Source organism: Streptomyces sp. NPDC089799 (assembly GCF_040684755.1).
Taxonomy (GTDB): Bacteria; Actinomycetota; Actinomycetes; order Streptomycetales; family Streptomycetaceae; genus Streptomyces.
Genome location: NZ_JBFBGR010000008.1, coordinates 56,747 through 74,640, shown reverse-complemented (window position 1 = coordinate 74,640; position 17,894 = coordinate 56,747). Strand labels below are relative to the sequence as shown.

The following is a 17,894-nucleotide window of genomic DNA, read 5'->3' as shown; positions in this document are numbered from 1 at the left end:
TGCGCCGTGCGATGTTTAGGTTAGCCTAACCTTAGTTATCGGCCAAATGGAGAAGGGCCCCGGCCGGAAATCGCCGGGGCCCTTCGGGCAAGCGGATGACGGGAGGTGAACTCCCGGACTAAAGAGCGGAGTCGGGGTCCTCGCTGGGCGCCCGTCCCGCGTACGCCTCGGCGAGCAGCTGCTCCTCGCTCGCGCCGAGCCGCCAGTAACCGGTGAAGCGCACCGCGCGCCGGTCGACGGACCGCTCCTGCACCAGGTGGCGGCGTACCTCCCGTACGGTGCCGGCCTCGCCCGCGATCCACGCGTACGGGGCCCGGGCGGCAGGCAGTTCGAGGGCGCGGAAGGCCTCCCGTACGCGTTCTGCGCGCTCCGGGCCGGGGGTGGCGGGATCCCGCACCACCCAGCTGATGTCCCGGCCGTCCCCGCCGGGCACGGACAGGAACCGGTCGTCCTCGTGCGGGACTTCGAAGACGGCCCGGACGGGCGTCCCGGCGGGCAGCCCCTCCAGGATCGCGGCGGCCGCGGGCAGCGCGGTCTCGTCCGCGTACATCACCAGGGCGTCGGTGCCGGCCGGCGGCCGGAAGCGGACCGACTTGTTCTCGGCCGCGGCGGGCCCGATGGCCATGATCCGGCTGCCGGGCACGGCCCGGCCGGCCCAGTTCGACGCGGGGCTCGTCCCGCCGTGCAGCACGAAGTCGATGTCGACCTCGGTCCCGCCCGTGTCCGTACGGCGCTGTTCGCGCACCGTGTACGAGCGCATCACCGGGCGCTCCGCGTCCGGTACGGCGCGCCAGTCGGCGAACCAGGTGTCCTCGGCCGTGGACGGCAGGACGGTGTGCTCCAGGTGGGGGAGCGGGAGGAACAGGGACAGGCTCTGGTCGAAGCCGCCCGAGCGGAACTCCGGGAACTCCGCCAGGGACCCGCCGCCGAACGTGACGCGCAGGAAGGAGTGCCCGATGCGCTCGGTGCGGACCACTTCGAGCTCGAAGAACCTGAAGTGGGGGACGGTGGTGTCGTCGGTCATGCGGTTCCCCCCTGGGACGTGTGCGGCGCCGGTGGCAGCCGCGGGCACTGCGGCCGCCGAACGGCCGCGAGCCGGGCCCCGGTCGGGGCCCGGCTTTTCGGGTCGGCCGGGTGTCAGCCGGCCTTCTTGGCGCTCTGGATGGACTTGGCGAGGTCCTCGAGGATCTGCGCGCACTTCTCGTACGAGTAGATCGGCTCGGTGGTGCGCGGGATGACCTGGCCGGCCTTGACCGCCGGCAGGCCGGCGAAGGTGGGCTTCTGGCTCTTCAGGGCGTCCGGCTGCAGGGTGGCGCTGCGGTTGTCGAGCATGATGACGTCGGCCGGGTACTTGCCGGCGTTCTCCCAGCTCAGGCTCTCGTAGAAGCCGCCCTGGTCCAGCTTGTCCTTCTCCGGGGCAACGAACTCCACACCCAGGCTCTGGAAGTACTTCAGGTCGGCCGAGGTCTCGGGGGTGGAGACGTAGAACAGCTCGGGGGAGCCGGAGCCGACCAGCACCTTGATGCCGGGGTTGGCCTTGGTGGCCTCGCGCACCTTGGCGGCGGCGGCCTCGAAGCGGGCCTTGGCGTCGGCGTTCTTCTTGGAGGCCAGGTCGGCGCCCAGGGACTTGGCCAGCTCGGCGTTGCGCTGGAGGGCCTTGTCCATGGTGACCGGGGACTTGTCCGGGTAGACGCCGCCCGCGCCCACGGCGGCGGCCGGGGCCAGCTTCAGGATCTTGTCCTTGGAGGCCTCGGGCACGTACCAGTAGGTGCCGTCCCAGGTGTTGGTGACCAGCACGTCCGGCCTCAGGGCCGCGTACTTCTCGACGTTGAACTCGTCGTAGACGTTGCCGAGGATCTCGACCTTGGAGATGTCCATCGAGCCGGCCTGCACGTCGGGCTTGCCGTCGGCGGTCTTGGTCGGGCCGAACACGCCCTTGACCTGGACGCCGTAGTCGTACAGCGCGGCGGCGGTGCCGGTGAAGGCCACGATGTTCTTCGGCGTGCTCTTGGCCTCGACCGTCTTGCCGAGGTCGTCCTTGAAGCTCCACGGCCCGGTGGCCGCGGCGCCCTTGTCCTTGGCGTCCGCCCCGTCCTTGCCCGCGTCCTTGCCGCCGCACGCGGCGAGGGTGACGACGAGGCCGAGGGCACCACCGGCGGCGATCAGGCCACGGCGGGTGAGGAGGGTCGCTCTGGGCTTGGGCATGGCTGTGTCTGCTTTCGTACGGGGGCGCGGCCCGGGACAACGGGCCGTTCGCTGGGAAGGTTAGCCTAACCTTGGCCTGATTAGGTAAGGCGGTCCTAAGTAATTTGGATCTCACTTCGGTCCCGCCCGGATCCCGCCCGGGTCGAGCCCGGGTCGCGAGCCTTCCCGCGGCCCCCTCCGGTGTCCGAAAACGCGCGGGCGGCCCGCGTCGGAACGCGGGCCGCCCGTAGGGTCCGGAGGGGTGGCGGGGCCGGCGGGCGTCGTCGCCCGGCCGGAGTCGCCGTCAGACGTCAGCCGGCGAAGCCCAGCTCACGGGCGATCAGCATGCGCTGCACCTCGCTCGTCCCCTCGCCGATCTCCAGGATCTTGGAGTCGCGCCACATCCGGGCCACCGGGTACTCGTTCATGAAGCCGTACCCGCCGTGGATCTGGGTGGCCTCACGGGCGTTGTCCACGGCAACCGTGGAGGAGTACAGCTTGGCGATCGCCGCCTCCTTCTTGAACGGCTCCCCGGCCACCAGCCGGGAGGCCGCGTCGCGCCAGCCGAGACGGGCCATGTGCGCGCGCATCTCCATGTCGGCCAGCTTGAACTGGATGGCCTGGTTGTCGCCGATCGGCCGGCCGAACGCGGAACGTTCCTTCGCGTACTTCACCGACTCGTCCACACAGCCCTGCGCCAGACCGGTGGCCAGCGCGGCGATCGCGATCCGGCCCTCGTCGAGGATGCGCAGGAACTGGGCGTACCCGCGGCCCTCCTCGCCCACCAGATTGGCCAGCGGCACCCGGACGTCGGAGAAGGACAGCTCGCGGGTGTCCGAGGCGTTCCAGCCGACCTTGGAGTACGGCGCCGCCACCGTGAAGCCGGGCGTGCCGGACGGCACGATGATGGAGGAGATCTCCGGGCGGCCGTCCGCCTTGCGGCCGGTCACCGCGGTGACCGTGACCAGACCGGTGATGTCCGTGCCCGAGTTGGTGATGAAGCACTTCGAGCCGTTGATGACCCAGTGGTCGCCGTCCCGGACGGCGGTGGTGCGGGTGCCGCCGGCGTCGCTGCCCGCGCCGGGCTCGGTCAGGCCGAAGGCGCCGAGCACCTCGCCCGAGCACAGCTTGGGCAGCCACTCCCGCTTCTGCTCCTCGGTGCCGAAGAGGTGGAGCGGCATGGCGCCCAGCGAGACCCCGGCCTCCAGGGTGATGGCGACGGAGGAGTCGACCCGGGCCAGCTCCTCCAGGGCGATGCCGAGGGCGAGGTAGTCGCCGCCCATGCCGCCGTACTCCTCGGGGAAGGGCAGGCCGAACAGGCCCATGGCGCCCATCTCGCGGACGATCTCGTACGGGAACTCGTGCCGCTCGTAGAAGTCGCCGATCTTCGGGGCGACCACGTCGTGCGCGAACGCCTCGACGGTACGGCGGAGTTCCTCGTGCTCGGGGGAGAGCCGGTGGTCGAGGGACATGATCTGCTACTCCTTGTGGGAGAGGGCGCGGACGGTGCGGGAGGGGCTGGGGCGGCCCAGCCGTTCGGCCATCCACACGCTCGTGGCGGTGAGGGCGGCCAGGTCGACGCCGGTCTCGATGCCGAGACCGTCGAGCATCCACACCAGGTCCTCGGTCGCGAGGTTCCCGGTGGCGCTCTTCGCGTACGGGCAGCCGCCGAGGCCGCCGGCCGACGCGTCGACGGTGGTGACGCCGTGCTGGAGGGCGGCCAGGGTGTTGGACAGGGCCTGCCCGTAGGTGTCGTGGAAGTGGACGCCGATCCGGTCGGTGCCGACGCCGTCCTCGCCGAGGGCGGAGAGGAGGGCCCGGACGTGGCCGGGGGTGGCGACGCCGATGGTGTCGCCCAGGCTGATCTCGTCACAGCCCAGGTCGAGCAGTGCCTTGGCGACGGAGACCACCCGGTGGACGGGGACCGCACCCTCCCAGGGGTCGCCGAAGCACATGGAGAGGTAGCCGCGGACGTGCATGCCGTCGGCCTTGGCCGAGGCCACGACCGGCTCGAACATGGCGAGCGACTCGGCGACGGTGCGGTTGAGGTTGCGGGCGGCGAAGGTCTCGGTGGCCGAGCCGAACACGGCGATCCGGTCGGCCCCGAGCTCGCGCGCCCGGGCCAGGCCGCGCTCGTTGGGCACCAGCACGGGCAGGTGCACGCCGTCGAGCCCGGCCAGGCGGGGGTACAGCTCCTCGGCGTCGGCGAGCTGGGGCACCCACTTGGGGTGCACGAAGCTGGTCGCCTCGACGGTGGTGAGGCCGGCCGCGGCCAGCCGGTGGATGAACTCGGCCTTCACCTCGGTGGGGACGGCCGTCTTCTCGTTCTGCAGGCCGTCCCGGGCACCGACCTCGTGGATCCTGACCCGGGCGGGGAGCCCGGGCGCCGGCACGGTCATGGGCAGTCCGGCCGAGCCGTTCACGTCAGCCACGCCGTTCACGTCATCCGCGCTGTTCACGTCGTCCGCGCTGTTCACGTCGTCCATGCCGCTCATGCCTCCTCGTCCTCCGGGGTGACCACGGCCAGGACCTGGTCCATGGCGACGGTGGTGCCGGGGCTGACGTCGAGCTCGGCGACGGTGCCGGAGTGCGGGGCGGAGATGACGTGCTCCATCTTCATGGCCTCGACGACGAGCAGGCTCTGGCCGGCCTCGACCCTGTCGCCCACGGCCACCTTCACCACGGTGACGGTGCCCGGCATGGGGGCGGCGAGGGTGTCGGCACCGCCGTGCCGGGAGCCGGACAGGCTCGCCTGGACGGGGTCGTGCCGCTGGACGTGCCAGGTGTCGCCGTCCCGGCCGACCCAGATGCCCTCGGCCGAGGCGGCGTACGCGAACCGGTGCGTGATGCCGTCGAGTTCGACGGTGACCCGGTCGGCGCCGAGCTCGACGAGCCGGGCGCCGGAGGTGCCGGCGTCCGCGTCGAGCAGCAGCTCGTACGACGTGCCCCGGGCGCGGGTGCGGACCTCGACCGGGTCCTGGCCCGGGATGCGGAAGTGGCGGACCGTCCAGGCGGGGGTGCCGCCCAGGCGCCACCCGTCGGCGGCCCCGAAGGGGTCGACCCAGCCGCCGGCGGAGCCGCCCGGCTCGCCGGCCGCCGCGAGCAGCGCGACGGTCGCGTACACCTCCGCCGGGACGCCTTCGGGGAGCAGGGAGGGGAGGTCCCGCTCGACCAGGCCGGTGTCCATGTCGCCGGACACCACCGACGGGTGCGCCAGCAGCCTCCGCAGGAAGCCGGTGTTGGTCTGGACGCCCAGGATCACCGTGTCGGCCAGTGCCGCCCGCAGCGACCGCAGGGCCGCCGCCCGGTCCGGCCCCCAGGCGATGACCTTCGACAGCATCGGGTCGTAGGTGCTGCCCGTGTCCACGCCCGCCGAGAGCCCGGAGTCCGTACGGACGGTGTCCGAGGACGGCTCGGACAGGGCCAGCACGCGCCCGCCGGACGGCAGGAAGCCGCGGGCCGGGTCCTCCGCGCAGATCCGCGCCTCGATCGAGTGGCCTTCGAGACGGACGTCCTCCTGGCCGAAGGACAGCTTCTCGCCCGCAGCGACCAGCAGCTGCTGCTCCACCAGGTCCAGCCCGGTGATCCGCTCGGTGACGGGGTGCTCGACCTGGAGGCGGGTGTTCATCTCCATGAAGTAGTACGAGGACGGGTCCCCGCCCGGCACGATGAACTCCACCGTGCCCGCGCCGACGTAGCCGCACGAGCGGGCCGCGTTCACCGCCGCCTCGCCCATCGCCGCCCGGATCTCCGGGGTGAGCAGCACCGACGGGGCCTCTTCCACCACCTTCTGGTGGCGCCGCTGCAGCGAGCATTCGCGCTCGCCGAGGTGGACGACGTTCCCATGGGCGTCCGCCAGGACCTGGATCTCGATGTGCCGGGGACGGTCGATCCACCGCTCCACCAGCAGGGTGTCGTCACCGAAGGAGGAGCGGGCCTCGCGGCGGGCCGCCGCGATCTCCTCGGCCAGCAGCGCCTCGTCGCGGACCAGGCGCATGCCCTTGCCGCCGCCGCCCGCCGAGGGCTTGAGCAGCACCGGCATGCCGATCTCGCGGGCCGCGCCGATCAGTTCGGCGTCGGACAGGCCGCTGCCGGAGGAGCCGGGGACGACCGGGACCCCGGCCGCCTTCACCGTCTCCTTGGCCCGGATCTTGTCGCCCATCAGGGAGATGGCGGAGGCCGGCGGGCCGATGAAGGCCAGGCCCGCCTCGGCGCAGGCGGCCGCGAAGGCCGCGTTCTCCGCGAGGAAGCCGTAGCCGGGGTGGACCGCCTCGGCGCCGGTGCGCCGGGCCGCGTCGATCAGCCTGGGGACGGACAGGTAGCTCTCCGCGGCGGCCGCCGGGCCGATGCGGACCGCGACATCGGCCTCGCGGACGTGCCGGGCGTCGGCGTCGGCGTCGCTGAAGACCGCGACCGAGCGGATCCCCAGGGAGCGCAGGGTCCGGATGACGCGGACCGCGATCTCGCCGCGGTTGGCGACCAGAACAGTGCTGAACATCGGTTTCCCGTCCCTCACATCCGGAAGATGCCGAAGCCGGGCTGGGCCGGGTCCTTCGGTGCCAGCGGGGCGTTGGCGCAGGCGGTCAGGGCCAGACCCAGCACCTGGCGGGTCTCCAGCGGGTCGATGACCCCGTCGTCCCAGAGCCGCGCGGTGGCGTAGTAGGCGTTGCCCTGTTCCTCGTACTGGGCGCGGATGGGCGCCTTGAAGGCGTCCTCCTCCCCGGCGGCCCACTCCTGGCCGGCGCCCTCGATCTGGTCCCGCTTGACGGTGGCCAGTACGGACGCGGCCTGTTCGCCGCCCATGACGGAGATCTTGGCGTTGGGCCACATCCACATGAAGCGGGGCGAGTACGCCCGGCCGCACATCGAGTAGTTGCCGGCGCCGTAGGAGCCGCCGACGACGACGGTCAGCTTGGGCACTCGGGTGCAGGCCACCGCCGTCACCATCTTCGCGCCGTGCTTGGCGATGCCGCCCGCCTCGTAGTCGCGGCCCACCATGAAGCCCGAGATGTTCTGCAGGAACAGCAGCGGGATGCCGCGCTGGTCGCAGAGCTCGATGAAGTGGGCGCCCTTCTGGGCGGATTCGGCGAACAGGATGCCGTTGTTGGCGATGATGCCGACCGGGTGGCCGTGGATCCGGGCGAAGCCGGTGACCAGGGTCTGCCCGAACTCGGCCTTGAACTCCTGGAAGCGGGAGCCGTCCGCGATCCGGGCGATGATCTCGCGGGCGTCGTAGGGGGTGCGGGAGTCGACGGGGACCGCGCCGTAGAGCCCGTACGGGTCGACCTTCGGCTCCTCCGGTGCCTCCACCGACCAGGGCAGGGCCCCGCGGCCGGGCAGGGTGGCCACGATGTTGCGGACGATCCGCAGCGCGTGCGCGTCGTCCTCCGCCAGGTGGTCGGTGACCCCGGAGGTGCGCGAGTGGACCTCGCCGCCGCCGAGCTCCTCGGCCGTGACCACCTCGCCGGTGGCGGCCTTCACCAGCGGCGGGCCGCCCAGGAAGATCGTGCCCTGGTTGCGGACGATGACCGCCTCGTCGCTCATCGCCGGGACGTACGCGCCGCCGGCCGTGCAGGAGCCGAGGACGGCCGCGATCTGCGGGATGCCGGCGCCGGACATCCGGGCCTGGTTGTAGAAGATCCGCCCGAAGTGCTCGCGGTCGGGGAAGACCTCGTCCTGCATCGGGAGGAAGGCGCCGCCGGAATCGACCAGGTAGAGGCAGGGGAGACGATTCTCCAGTGCCACCTCCTGCGCCCGGAGGTGCTTCTTCACGGTCATCGGGTAGTACGTGCCGCCCTTGACGGTGGCGTCGTTCGCGACGATCACGCACTCGCGGCCGCTGACCCGCCCGATGCCGGCGATCACGCCGGCGGCCGGGGCGGCGCCCCCGTACATCCCCTCGGCAGCCAGCGGGGCCAGCTCCAGGAACGGGGAGCCCGGGTCCAGGAGGGTGTCCACCCGGTCCCGCGGCAGCAGCTTCCCGCGCGCGGTGTGCCGGGCGCGGGCCTTCTCGCCGCCGCCGAGGCGGGCGGCCTCCAGCCGGGTCCGCAGACCCTCGGCCAGCTCGCGGTGGGCGGCCTCGTTGGTCCGCCAGGCGTCCGACGCCGGATCCGCGGCGCTCGTCAGCACTGGTGCCTGCTGCATCCCGTGAGCCCCCTTGCCCTCGGTTAATGAGCGTTAACACTTGTCGCGCCCAGGTTAACGACCGCTAACGGCCCTGTCTAGAATGGATTTCCATGACCACATCAGCGGCCGCCCCGACCCGTCGCGAGCAGATCCTCAGTGAGGCCGCCCGCCTCTTCGCCGAGCGTGGATTCCATGGCGTCGGCGTGGACGAGATAGGCGCGGCCGTGGGCATCAGCGGCCCCGGCCTCTACCGGCACTTCGCCGGCAAGGACGCCATGCTGGCGGAGCTGCTGGTGGGGATCAGCGAGCGGCTGCTGACCGGCGGCCGGCACCGGGTCGCCGAGGCGGCCGGGGACCCCGGGGCGGTGCTCGCCTCCCTCATCGACGGCCACATCGACTTCGCGCTGGACGACCGGGCGCTGATCACCCTCCACGACCGGGAGCTGGACCGGCTGCGCGAGGAGGACCGCAAGCTGGTCCGGCAGCTGCAGCGGCAGTACGTCGAGCTCTGGGTGGAGGTCGTACGGGAGCTGCACCCGGCGGCGCCCGAGGCGGAGGCCCGGGTCACCGTGCACGCGGTCTTCGGCCTGCTGAACTCGACCCCGCACCTGGGCTCGCTCGGCCGCGACGCCATGGAGTCGCTGCTCCGCCGGCTCGCGGACGGCGCCTTCGCGGCGCTTTCGGCGCGCTAGCCGCGGGGCCGCCGCAGGGCCGGCCTGGGGCCGTCGCGGGGTCACCCCGGGGCCGTTGCAGAGCCACCGCGCAGCCCGGCCGGGGGCACGGTCCGGCGTCGCGCGCACGGGGCGGGCGCGGCCCCTTCGTGCGGCCCCTTCGCCGGGTCGTGGCGGCCGCTGTCGACGGACCATGGAACGGAACCAGCGCCTCCGGCCGGGCAGCGGCAGAATGGCCGCATGCCGACCCCGATACCCAGCCGCGCCGAACTCGTCGACCACCTCGTCCGCACCCGGATCGCAGGCCAGGTGGCCACGCCGCGCGAGAACAACCTCTCCCACTACCGCAAGCTCGCGAACGGCGACCGGCACTACTGGCTGGGCCTGGAGCTGGGCGACCGCTGGAATGACGAGCAGGACGTCCTGGCCGTCATGGCGGAGCGCTGCGGCGTGGTCGACGACCCCGAGCACCGCCACGGCCAGGACACCATCGACCCCGAGCTGACGGTCGCAGCGCTGGACCGGATGGCGGCCCGGCTGCACAAGGCGGCGCTGGACCGGCAGAGCGTCCTGTTCGCCACCGGCCACCCGGGCGGCCTGCTGGACGTGCACCGGGCCACCGCCGCCGCCCTGCGCGCGGCCGGCTGCGAGGTCGTGGTCATCCCCTCCGGGCTCACCGCGGACGAGGGCATGGTCTGGCAGGTCGCGGACGTGGCGGTGCTGGAACGGGGTGCGACGCTGTGGCACACCCATTCGCCGGAGCCGATGAACGCCATCCTCGACGGCCTCGCCCTCGTCGGCCGGCCGCTGCCCGACCTGGTCGTCGCCGACCACGGCTGGGCCGGCTGCGCCGCCCAGCGCGGCCTGGACGCCGTCGGCTACGCGGACTGCAACGACCCCGCGCTGTTCCTGGCCGAATCGGAAGGCACCCTCCAGGTCGCGGTCCCGCTGGACGACCACGTCCGCGACCCGCGCCACTACGACCCGATGGTGGCGTACCTGCTGAACGCGGCGGGCCTGGGGCACGAGGGCTGACCGGCCCGCCGCCGCGGGGGCGCGGTCAGCGCGGGACGCGGACCACGCCCTCCTGGATCACCGTGACGGCCAGCTTGCCGTCGCGGGTCCAGATGCGGGCCTGGCCGAGTCCGCGGCCGCCGTGTGCCGTGGGGGACTCCTGGTCGTACAGGAGCCACTCGTCCGCCCGGAAGGGCCGGTGGAACCACATCGCGTGGTCCAGCGACGCGCCCACCACGTCCCCGACGGCCCAGCCGCCCCGGCCGTGCGCGAGCAGGACGGAGTCCAGCAGCGTCATGTCCGAGACGTACGTCGCCAGGCAGACGTGCAGCAGCGGGTCGTCCGCGTCGAGCTTGCCGGCCGTACGGAACCACACCTGGGAGCGGGGGTCCAGCGGCTCGCCGACCGAGCCCCACGGCGGGGTGGTCGCGTACCGCAGGTCCACCGCGCCCCGGGCCTCCAGCAGCCGCTCCACCGTGCCCGGGTCCCGGAAGATCTCCCGGTAGCGGGGCAGGTCCTCCGCCGCGGTCGGCAGGGTCTCCGGGTCCGGCGCGTCCGGCATGACCGTCTGGTGGTCCAGCCCCTCCTCGTACGTCTGGAAGGACGCGGAGAGGTGGAAGATCGGCTGCCCGTGCTGGACGGCGACCACCCGCCGGGTGGTGAAGGAGCGGCCGTCGCGGATCCGGTCCACGGAGTACACGATCGGCGCGCCGGCGTCCCCGGCCCGCAGGAAGTACGAGTGCAGGGAGTGCGGCGTACGGTCCGCGGGCACGGTGCGGCCGGCCGCGACCATGGCCTGGGCCGCGACCTGCCCGCCGAAGACCCGCGGCACCAGGGAGGTCCTGCTGGTGCCGCGGAAGATGTTCTCCTCGATCTGCTCCAGGTCGAGCAGGTCGAGGAGATCGGTCAGCGCCTCGCTCAAGGGGACTTACAGCCCCATCGACTTGGCGATGATGGACTTCATGACCTCGCTGGTGCCGCCGTAGATGCGGTTCACGCGGTTGTCGGCGTAGAGGCGGGCGATCGGGTACTCGTTCATGTAGCCGTAGCCGCCGTGCAGCTGGAGGCAGCGGTCGATGACGCGGTGCGCGACCTCGGTGCAGAACAGCTTGGCGGAGGCGGCCTCGGCCGGGGTCAGCTCGTGGGCGTCCAGGGCCTCCAGGGCGCGGTCGGCGACGGCCTGGGCGGCGTCCACCTCGGCCTGGCAGGCGGCCAGCTCGAACTTGGTGTTCTGGAAGTGGGCGACCGGCTTGCCGAAGACGGTGCGGTCGGTCACGTACTGCTGGGCGAACCGGACGGCGGCCTGGGCCTGGGCGTAGGCGCCGAAGGCGATGCCCCAGCGCTCGGACGGCAGGTTCTGGCCGAGGTAGTAGAAGCCCTTGTTCTCCTCGCCGAGCAGGTCCTCGACCGGGACCTTGACGTCGACGAAGGCCAGCTCGGCGGTGTCGGAGGTGCGCAGGCCCAGCTTGTCCAGCTTGCGGCCGATCGAGTAGCCCTCGGACTTGGTGTCCACGGCGAAGAGCGAGATGCCGAAGCGGCGGTCCTGCTCGGTGGGGGCGGACGTACGGGCGCAGACGATCACGCGGTCGGCGTGCACGCCGCCGGTGATGAAGGTCTTGGAACCGTTGAGGACGTAGTGGGTGCCGTCCTCGGAGAGCCGGGCGGTGGTCTTCATGCCCGCGACGTCGGAGCCGGTGCCCGGCTCGGTCATCGCCAGCGCCCACATCTCCTCGCCGGAGACGAACTTCGGGAGGTAGCGCTTCTTCTGCTCGTCGTCCGCGAGCATCTTGATGTAGGGGAGGGCGAGCAGCACGTGCACGCCGGAGCCGCCGAAGTTGACGCCCGCGCGGGCGGTCTCCTCGTAGAGCACGGCCTCGAACTTGTGGGTGTCCAGGCCCGCGCCGCCGAACTCCTCGGGCACGTTGATGCCGAAGATGCCCAGCTCACCGAGCTTGTAGTAGAAGTCGCGCGGGGCCTGGCCGGCGGCGAACCACTCGTCGTAGACCGGGACGACCTCGGCCTCGACGAAGGCCCGGATGGTCTCCCGGAACGCCTCGTGGTCCTCGTTGAATACCGTACGGCGCACGAGCCGCCTCCTCGATCCTGTCCCGGCCAGCCTACTGGCTAAGCGCTTGCTCAGATTTAAGTTACCGGCGAGTTCCTTCCGCTGTCCAGATGTCGTGGGCCGGTCCCTGCCCCCGGGACACGCCGCGATGCCGAACCCCTTCGCAACGGCGGGGGAGGGCGGCATTCTGCGAACGGGGAACGAAGCACTTCGGGGGACATCGGGGGAACCATGAGCGAGTCCGCGGAAAGATGCGCGCACACGTCGGCGCGTCCGTCGGCAGAGGCATCGGAACGGGCGTCCGCGCCGGGCGGCAGGGGGGTGCTGGAGGGCGCGTTCGCCCTGCTGGAGGCCCTGCGGCTGTACGACCGGGAGGCCGGGGTCACGGAACTGGCGCTGGCCTGCGGCGTCCCCAAGGGCACCGTGCACCGGCTGCTCGACCAGCTCGCGGCGGTGGGCGCGGTGGAACGCAAGGGCCGCGGCTACCGCCTCGGGCCGCAGGTCTTCCGGCTCGGCCAGGCCTGGCAGCCGCACCCGGGCCTGCGCGCCGCGGCCCGGCTGCCGCTGTACCGGCTGCGCGGGGCCACCGGGGCGAGCGTGGTGCTGACGGTGCTGCGGCAGGAGCTCGCGATGACCGTCTGCTCGGTCCCGGGCGAGCCCGAGTCGCTGGTGCCGGTCCGCGACGGAATGAGCTTCCTGCTGGACACGGCCGCCGGGCGCGCCCTGCGCGGCACGCGCGGCGGGCTGGTGCTGGACCGTGAGGACGTGATGGAGGGCGTGGCCTGCGCCGCCGTGCCGGTCCGGTCGCCGGACGGCCGTACGGTCGCCGCCGTCGCCGGGGTGGTCCGGGCCGGGCGCCCCCTCGGGCCGCTCACCCAGGCCGTTGCCGAGGCGGGTCTGGCGATCACCCGGGCGCTGGCCCGCGGCACGGCACCCGCCCCGGAGCCCTGCCGGGCGGTGGCCCGGGCGTAGGGGCGGGCGCAGAGGCGCGTCGGGGCGGGCGTCGGGGCGGTGGCGGGCGCGTTCCGCTCAGCGGAACGCGCGTAGAGCGGCGGCGGGACGGCCGGGCACCGTAGGGGTGTGCCGGGGAGCTCCCCGGCGCGAACGGATACACGGACTGAACCACGGGGGGAACCACATGTCCGCCAGGACCCGCATCGCCCGCATCGCCACCGCCGCCGCACTCGGCCTCGGCAGCCTGACCGCCTTCGCCGGCACCGCCCACGCCGAGCCGGTCGACTACGTGAGGATCGAGCTGCTGGAGCTCACCTGCCACCAGCAGAGCGAGGGCGACCACGACGAGGCGTATCTCAAGATCACCGACGCCAACGGCAACCAGATCAAGGTCTGGCCCGGCAGCGCCAAGTATCAGACGATGGGCACGAACTACGTCCGCTCCCTGACCGACGGGAACGGCAACTCCGCCCTGGTCCTGGGCAAGCAGCAGGCCCGCACGCTGACCCTGTGGGACTACGACACCACCAGCGGCGACGACAAGCTCGGTGCCACCCTGGTCACCGGCAGCGAGGCCGGCGCCGAGGTCCAGTACCGCTCGCTGGAGGGCTCCGGCGGGGTCTACACCCTCGCGTACCGCGTGATCGACATCTGATCCGGCAGGGGGCCGGGCCGCCCGGGCTCATCGGAGTGGTGCCGAGGCGTGCAACGCCGGGCAGGCCCGCGCCCCCGAGGGGACGCGGGCCTGGTCGGGTCGCGGAGGCGGTGCCGTCAGGGCGGCGGGGTGGTGTCCGCCGCGTTGGACGGTTTCTTCCCGACGCCTTCCAGGGGGGTGAGCAGCCAGTGCTCGTCCTCCCAGCTGACGGTCTCGTCGACCCGGACGGGGCGGTTCGCCGCCTTCGCCGTGCCGGTCAGCCGCACGTGCCAGACGTTCGGGAAATCCGACGTGCGGGTCCAGTGGACGTCCCAGCCCTGGCCGCCGTACCGCTTGATCCGCGCGGCGGCGTCCTCCTTGCCGTCCGGGTGGTCGTCCAGGAGGCCGGCCAGGCCGGTCTCGTCCGACGCGTTGAGCAGCGACACGTAGCTGCGGAGGAAGCGGTCCTGGTCGGCCAGGTCCGCCTTGGCGTCGCCGCCCCCGCAGGCCGTGAGGGCCGCGGCGCAGAACACCGCGGCGGCCGCGCCGGCCAGGATCCGGGCCCGAGGGCGGCGGCCGGACCGGTCAGGTGCGGAAGGCGTAGTACTTCGCCCGCGGGTTCTGCGCCACAATGCTCGCCACCGACTTCCGGTAGGTGTTGTTGGAGTGGTAGGTGAGGTACGGGACACCACGCGAGCTGCGGTACGTGGTGATCATCGAGTGGTCCTTCGAGCCGTTGCCGCTGAAGTCCATCTGGAGGATGTCCCCGACGCCCAGGTAGTACACATTGCTGAGGTTGTGCGTCCGCTTGCTGTACAGGGCAAAGGACGCCCAGTAGTTCACGTTCACCCAGGACGTGGTCTGGTTGGCGGAGTTGTACCACCAGTTCTTGTAGCTCTTGTACCAGCCCGTGTCGTTCTTCCAGCCGCCGGCCCGGAGGGACTGGCTGATGAAGTTGGTGCAGTCGCCGCCGACGTCGTTGAACTTCCGGTACGACGGGTTGTAGTTCTTCCAGTACTTCTCGGCGTACTTCGCCATCGCGCCGTAGTTGTACCCGGCGGCGGGCGAGATCTTCGCCTCCGGCCGCGCGGGCACGGTGGTGGCCGCGGCCTGGCCGGCCGCGTCGGCCACGACGCCGCCCGGGTCCACCACGGCCGAGTCCGGTGCGTTGATCGCGGACGGGCCGCCCTGGTCCAGCGGGGTGATGCCGGTGAGCTGCCAGGTCCCGCCGGGTGCGGCGGTGAAGGTGAGCTCGTGCTGTGCCTGGAAGCCGGTGTTGGGCGGCTCGTCGCCGTAGATCTTCTTGTAGGTCAGTTCGGTGGTCTCGGTGACCCGGACCTTGGCGCGGGCGCCGGTGACGCGCACGCTGTCCACGTCCACGTCGACCTTCGCCGCCGTGTACGCCTCCTTCAGCTCGGCGAGCCGGGCCCTGCGCTGCAGCAGGCCGGCGACGGCACCGTTCTCCGCGGACGCCAGGCCGCTCGCGACACTGACGGGCCCCGACGGGGGCGTCGCCGCGAAGGCGTTCGGCCGGGGCCCGTCGAGCAGGGCCGAGGTGCGCTTGGTGAGGACGGCGTCGGCGAGCGACGCGAAGCCCTGCTTCGTGGCCGCGTCGACGCTCGCGGAGGCTCCTGCCTCGGCGCCGGCGGCCGCCGAGGCCCCGGCCGCCGGCAGCAGGACGGCGGACAGTGCGACGGTCAGGACCACCGCGGTGGCGGTCTTTAACCGGAGGGTGGAGTTCACTGACTGATCCCCCTTGTGTGCGGGTGTGAATTTCCCGTTGGGGCCACTGTGCCAAACTGCGTGGCCAAATGCTTTTGTTTTCGGCCAAGTTGCGGCCGTGTCTGACTGGAATGGATCAGTCCGGGCAGGATGTCGTATCGGAGTGCGAACCACCGCGCTTCGCTCGCCTCGGGGATGAATCTTGGCGGATAACGCTGTTGACCGGGCGCGGGGCGGCTTGAATCCTGTCACCGCCACGTTCGATCTCGTACGGCACGGGGGTTCTGGATGGAAGTCGAGGTCCTGAGCGCGGGGCAGGGGGACGACGAGGAACTGCGGGCACTGCGCGCGTGGCTCCGGGAGGACCCCCAGCTCCGGGAAGCGGTGATCCTGCTGGTGGAGGCGGAGGAGCCGGAGACGATGGGGGGCGTCCTGGAGGCCGTCCACGTGGTCCTCGGGGACATCGCCGCGGTCGGGGGCTTCGCCGTCTCCCTGGCCACCTGGCTCGGGACCCGGCCGCGGGCCAGGTCCAGGAGGCTCCGCACCGGAGGCCGGGAGCAGGAGCTTCCAGGAAGGGCGGATTCCGGCCAGGTCCGGGCGCTGCTGGAGGAGCCCGCGGACGAGGACCTCCGGCCCGCGCCGGAGGGGGAGCGCCGGTGAGCTCACGGCTTCCGGACCCGCAGCGGTCACAGGCGGTGCTGGTCGGCGTGTCCCGGTACGACCACCACCCGGGCCTGGAGGCGGTGGAGGGCAACCTCAAGGCGCTGCACCGGATCCTGGTCAGCCCCGGACACCTCGGCCTGCCGGCTTCGCACTGCCGGGTGGTCAGGGATCCCGGGAACGCGGACGAGGTGATGGCCGCGCTGGAGGCCGCCGCCGACCGGGCCACCGACACACTCGTCTTCTACTACGCGGGCCACGGCTTCGCGGACGAGGACGGGCTCTACCTCGGCCTGACCGGAACCCGCCGCAAGCCGGGCTCGGAACGGTACAACGCGGTCCACTACGAGTGGGTCCGCCGTGCGGTGCTGATGGGGGAGGCGCAGGCCGCCCGGCGCATCATCATCCTCGACTGCTGCTACAGCGGGCGGGCCGCCAGCGAACGCATGGCCACCGTGATGGGCTCGGCCAAGACCGATGTGCACGGGACGGTGGTCTGGGCGGCCACCACCCCGAGCCGGCCGCTCGCCAAGGCGCCGGCGGCGGCCCGGTACACCGCGTTCACCGGTGAGCTCGTCCACACCCTCGAAACGGGCATCGAGGGCGCCGCCGAACTGCTGGACATGGACACGATCTTCCAGAGGGTCAGCCACAACCTGGTGAGCAAGGGCTATCCGCAGCCCGACCGGCACAACCACGCGCTGGGCGGCCAGGTGGCGCTCGTCCGCAACAGGGCCGGCGTCGCGGCCGATGCCTCCCGTATGGGCGGTGCGGCCGTTGCGCCCGACGCGGCCGGCGCGGTGGCCTCCGGCGCGCCCGGTGCGGTGGCCCACGGCGCGGCGGCCGTGGGCGGTACCGGGGCCGGGGCCGCCGGCCCGTCCGGGGTCAGCGCGTCCTGGGAGCCGTTCACCTGGGGCCCGATGCGGACCGACCTGATCGTGGTGGAGGGGGACGGCGAGAGTGCCATTCCCGAGAGCTCCCTGCACGTACGGGCCGTGGACGAGGACGTGGAGCTGCCGGAGGAACTCGCCGAGTGGCGGGCCGAGATCGAGGCGGAGCAGGGCGCACTGAAGGCCGCCGGCCGGCCCTACTTCTGGAACGGGCTCAACTACGCCGTCGAACGGATCACGATCGGCCGGGTCGCCGAGACCGAATCACCCGAGATCTACATCCAGTTGCAGAACTCCGACTACTACACCTTCCTGGCCACGCAACAGCTCGACCGGCGGTTCCGGGACGGGTCCACCCCCAAGAGCCGCTACATCGACCCGCACCAGGACCCGCTCGACGTCGCGCCGTTCATGAGCTCCTCCTTCGGAACGAACGTCGCGGTGATCACGCGGGACGAGAAGCTGATCGTCTCGCGGCGCAGCCAGATGGTCGGCTCGCATCCCGGAACCTGGAACTCCTCGGCCAACGAGGCCCTGTCGAGGGTGGTCGACAACGCGGCCCGCCAGGCACCCAACATCTTCAACGTGGCGCGGCGCGGGCTCAGCGAGGAGCTGGCGCTGAGCGCGCACGAGTACCGCTTGAACATGCTGGCCCTGACCATCGACAAGAGCACCCACCAGTGGGGTGCGCTGTTCATGGCCAGGCTGCGCCAGGTGACCTCGCACGAGTTCGTCGAACGGCGGTCGCGCGGGGTGTCCGACAAGTGGGAGCACGACCGGCACGAGCTGGTGGACTTCGAGATCGAGCCGGTGGTCCGCTTCATCTTCGACCCGGAACGGGCCGGGTCGTGGTCGCCGACCGCGCCGGGACTCTTCTACCTCGCCCTGGTGAACAAGTACGGGAGGGTGGCGGTGGAGCGGGAGAGCCGGCGGCTGTTCGGGGAGGCCGCGGCGGGCTGACGGGCGGTCCTCGG

16 protein-coding genes are annotated in these 17,894 nt (G+C 72.2%); 6 read left to right on the top strand and 10 right to left on the bottom strand.

Going from position 1 to position 17,894, the window contains the following annotated elements; genetic code table 11:
- Positions 1–118: 118 nt before the first annotated feature.
- From AB0O36_RS10655 to AB0O36_RS10630, 6 genes are all read right to left on the bottom strand, one after another.
- Positions 119–1,024 carry a siderophore-interacting protein gene (locus tag AB0O36_RS10655; protein ID WP_365107063.1) on the bottom strand — a complete coding sequence of 302 codons (906 nt, stop codon included), beginning with the start codon at positions 1,022–1,024 and terminating at the stop codon, positions 119–121.
- A 113-nt stretch (positions 1,025–1,137) separates the two neighbouring features.
- Positions 1,138–2,205, bottom strand: coding sequence for an ABC transporter substrate-binding protein (locus AB0O36_RS10650; protein ID WP_365107061.1), 1,068 nt, complete (start codon positions 2,203–2,205; stop codon positions 1,138–1,140).
- Between the two features lie 290 nt (positions 2,206–2,495).
- On the bottom strand, positions 2,496–3,656 hold the full coding sequence (locus AB0O36_RS10645; protein ID WP_365107059.1) for an acyl-CoA dehydrogenase family protein: 1,161 nt from the start codon (positions 3,654–3,656) through the stop codon (positions 2,496–2,498).
- A gap of 6 nt (positions 3,657–3,662) precedes the next feature.
- Positions 3,663–4,583, bottom strand: coding sequence for a hydroxymethylglutaryl-CoA lyase (locus AB0O36_RS10640; RefSeq protein WP_365107566.1), 921 nt, complete (start codon positions 4,581–4,583; stop codon positions 3,663–3,665).
- Between the two features lie 92 nt (positions 4,584–4,675).
- Positions 4,676–6,682, bottom strand: a complete 2,007-nt coding sequence (locus AB0O36_RS10635; RefSeq protein ID WP_365107057.1) for a biotin carboxylase N-terminal domain-containing protein — start codon at positions 6,680–6,682, stop codon at positions 4,676–4,678.
- A 14-nt stretch (positions 6,683–6,696) separates the two neighbouring features.
- Positions 6,697–8,328 carry a carboxyl transferase domain-containing protein gene (locus AB0O36_RS10630; RefSeq protein WP_365107054.1) on the bottom strand — a complete coding sequence of 544 codons (1,632 nt, stop codon included), beginning with the start codon at positions 8,326–8,328 and terminating at the stop codon, positions 6,697–6,699.
- A 92-nt stretch (positions 8,329–8,420) separates the two neighbouring features.
- On the opposite strand from AB0O36_RS10630, the gene AB0O36_RS10625 reads away from it, so the two are divergent.
- Both AB0O36_RS10625 and AB0O36_RS10620 read left to right on the top strand, forming a co-directional pair.
- The gene (locus AB0O36_RS10625; protein ID WP_365107051.1) at positions 8,421–9,002 is read left to right on the top strand and encodes a TetR/AcrR family transcriptional regulator; all 582 of its coding nucleotides are present in this window, start codon (positions 8,421–8,423) and stop codon (positions 9,000–9,002) included.
- A gap of 219 nt (positions 9,003–9,221) precedes the next feature.
- Positions 9,222–10,016, top strand: a complete 795-nt coding sequence (locus AB0O36_RS10620) for a phosphatase (protein ID WP_365107048.1) — start codon at positions 9,222–9,224, stop codon at positions 10,014–10,016.
- 25 nt (positions 10,017–10,041) lie between these two features.
- On the opposite strand, the gene tesB is transcribed toward AB0O36_RS10620, so the two are convergent.
- Complete coding sequence (gene tesB, locus AB0O36_RS10615) at positions 10,042–10,917, bottom strand: acyl-CoA thioesterase II (RefSeq protein ID WP_365107045.1); 876 nt, start codon at positions 10,915–10,917, stop codon at positions 10,042–10,044.
- 6 nt (positions 10,918–10,923) lie between these two features.
- Complete coding sequence (locus AB0O36_RS10610) at positions 10,924–12,081, bottom strand: acyl-CoA dehydrogenase family protein (protein ID WP_365107042.1); 1,158 nt, start codon at positions 12,079–12,081, stop codon at positions 10,924–10,926.
- A gap of 300 nt (positions 12,082–12,381) precedes the next feature.
- On the opposite strand from AB0O36_RS10610, the gene AB0O36_RS10605 reads away from it, so the two are divergent.
- Positions 12,382–13,032 (top strand): helix-turn-helix domain-containing protein, encoded by a 651-nt coding sequence (locus AB0O36_RS10605; RefSeq protein ID WP_365107040.1) that lies wholly within the window; start codon positions 12,382–12,384, stop codon positions 13,030–13,032.
- Between the two features lie 166 nt (positions 13,033–13,198).
- Entirely contained in the window at positions 13,199–13,669 is a 471-nt protein-coding gene (locus AB0O36_RS10600) for a hypothetical protein (protein WP_365107037.1), read from the top strand.
- Between the two features lie 116 nt (positions 13,670–13,785).
- On the opposite strand, the gene AB0O36_RS10595 is transcribed toward AB0O36_RS10600, so the two are convergent.
- A complete protein-coding gene (locus AB0O36_RS10595; RefSeq protein WP_365107034.1) occupies positions 13,786–14,181 on the bottom strand; it encodes a hypothetical protein in 396 nt (131 codons plus the stop codon).
- A gap of 52 nt (positions 14,182–14,233) precedes the next feature.
- A complete protein-coding gene (locus AB0O36_RS10590; protein ID WP_365107031.1) occupies positions 14,234–15,391 on the bottom strand; it encodes an amidase domain-containing protein in 1,158 nt (385 codons plus the stop codon).
- 267 nt (positions 15,392–15,658) lie between these two features.
- Here AB0O36_RS10590 and AB0O36_RS10585 point away from each other — a divergent pair, with 267 nt between their 5' ends.
- The gene (locus AB0O36_RS10585) at positions 15,659–16,030 is read left to right on the top strand and encodes a hypothetical protein (RefSeq protein ID WP_365107028.1); all 372 of its coding nucleotides are present in this window, start codon (positions 15,659–15,661) and stop codon (positions 16,028–16,030) included.
- Positions 16,027–17,880 carry a caspase family protein gene (locus AB0O36_RS10580; RefSeq protein WP_365107025.1) on the top strand — a complete coding sequence of 618 codons (1,854 nt, stop codon included), beginning with the start codon at positions 16,027–16,029 and terminating at the stop codon, positions 17,878–17,880. The genes AB0O36_RS10585 and AB0O36_RS10580 overlap by 4 nt, the downstream gene beginning before the upstream one ends.
- Positions 17,881–17,894: the final 14 nt, after the last annotated feature.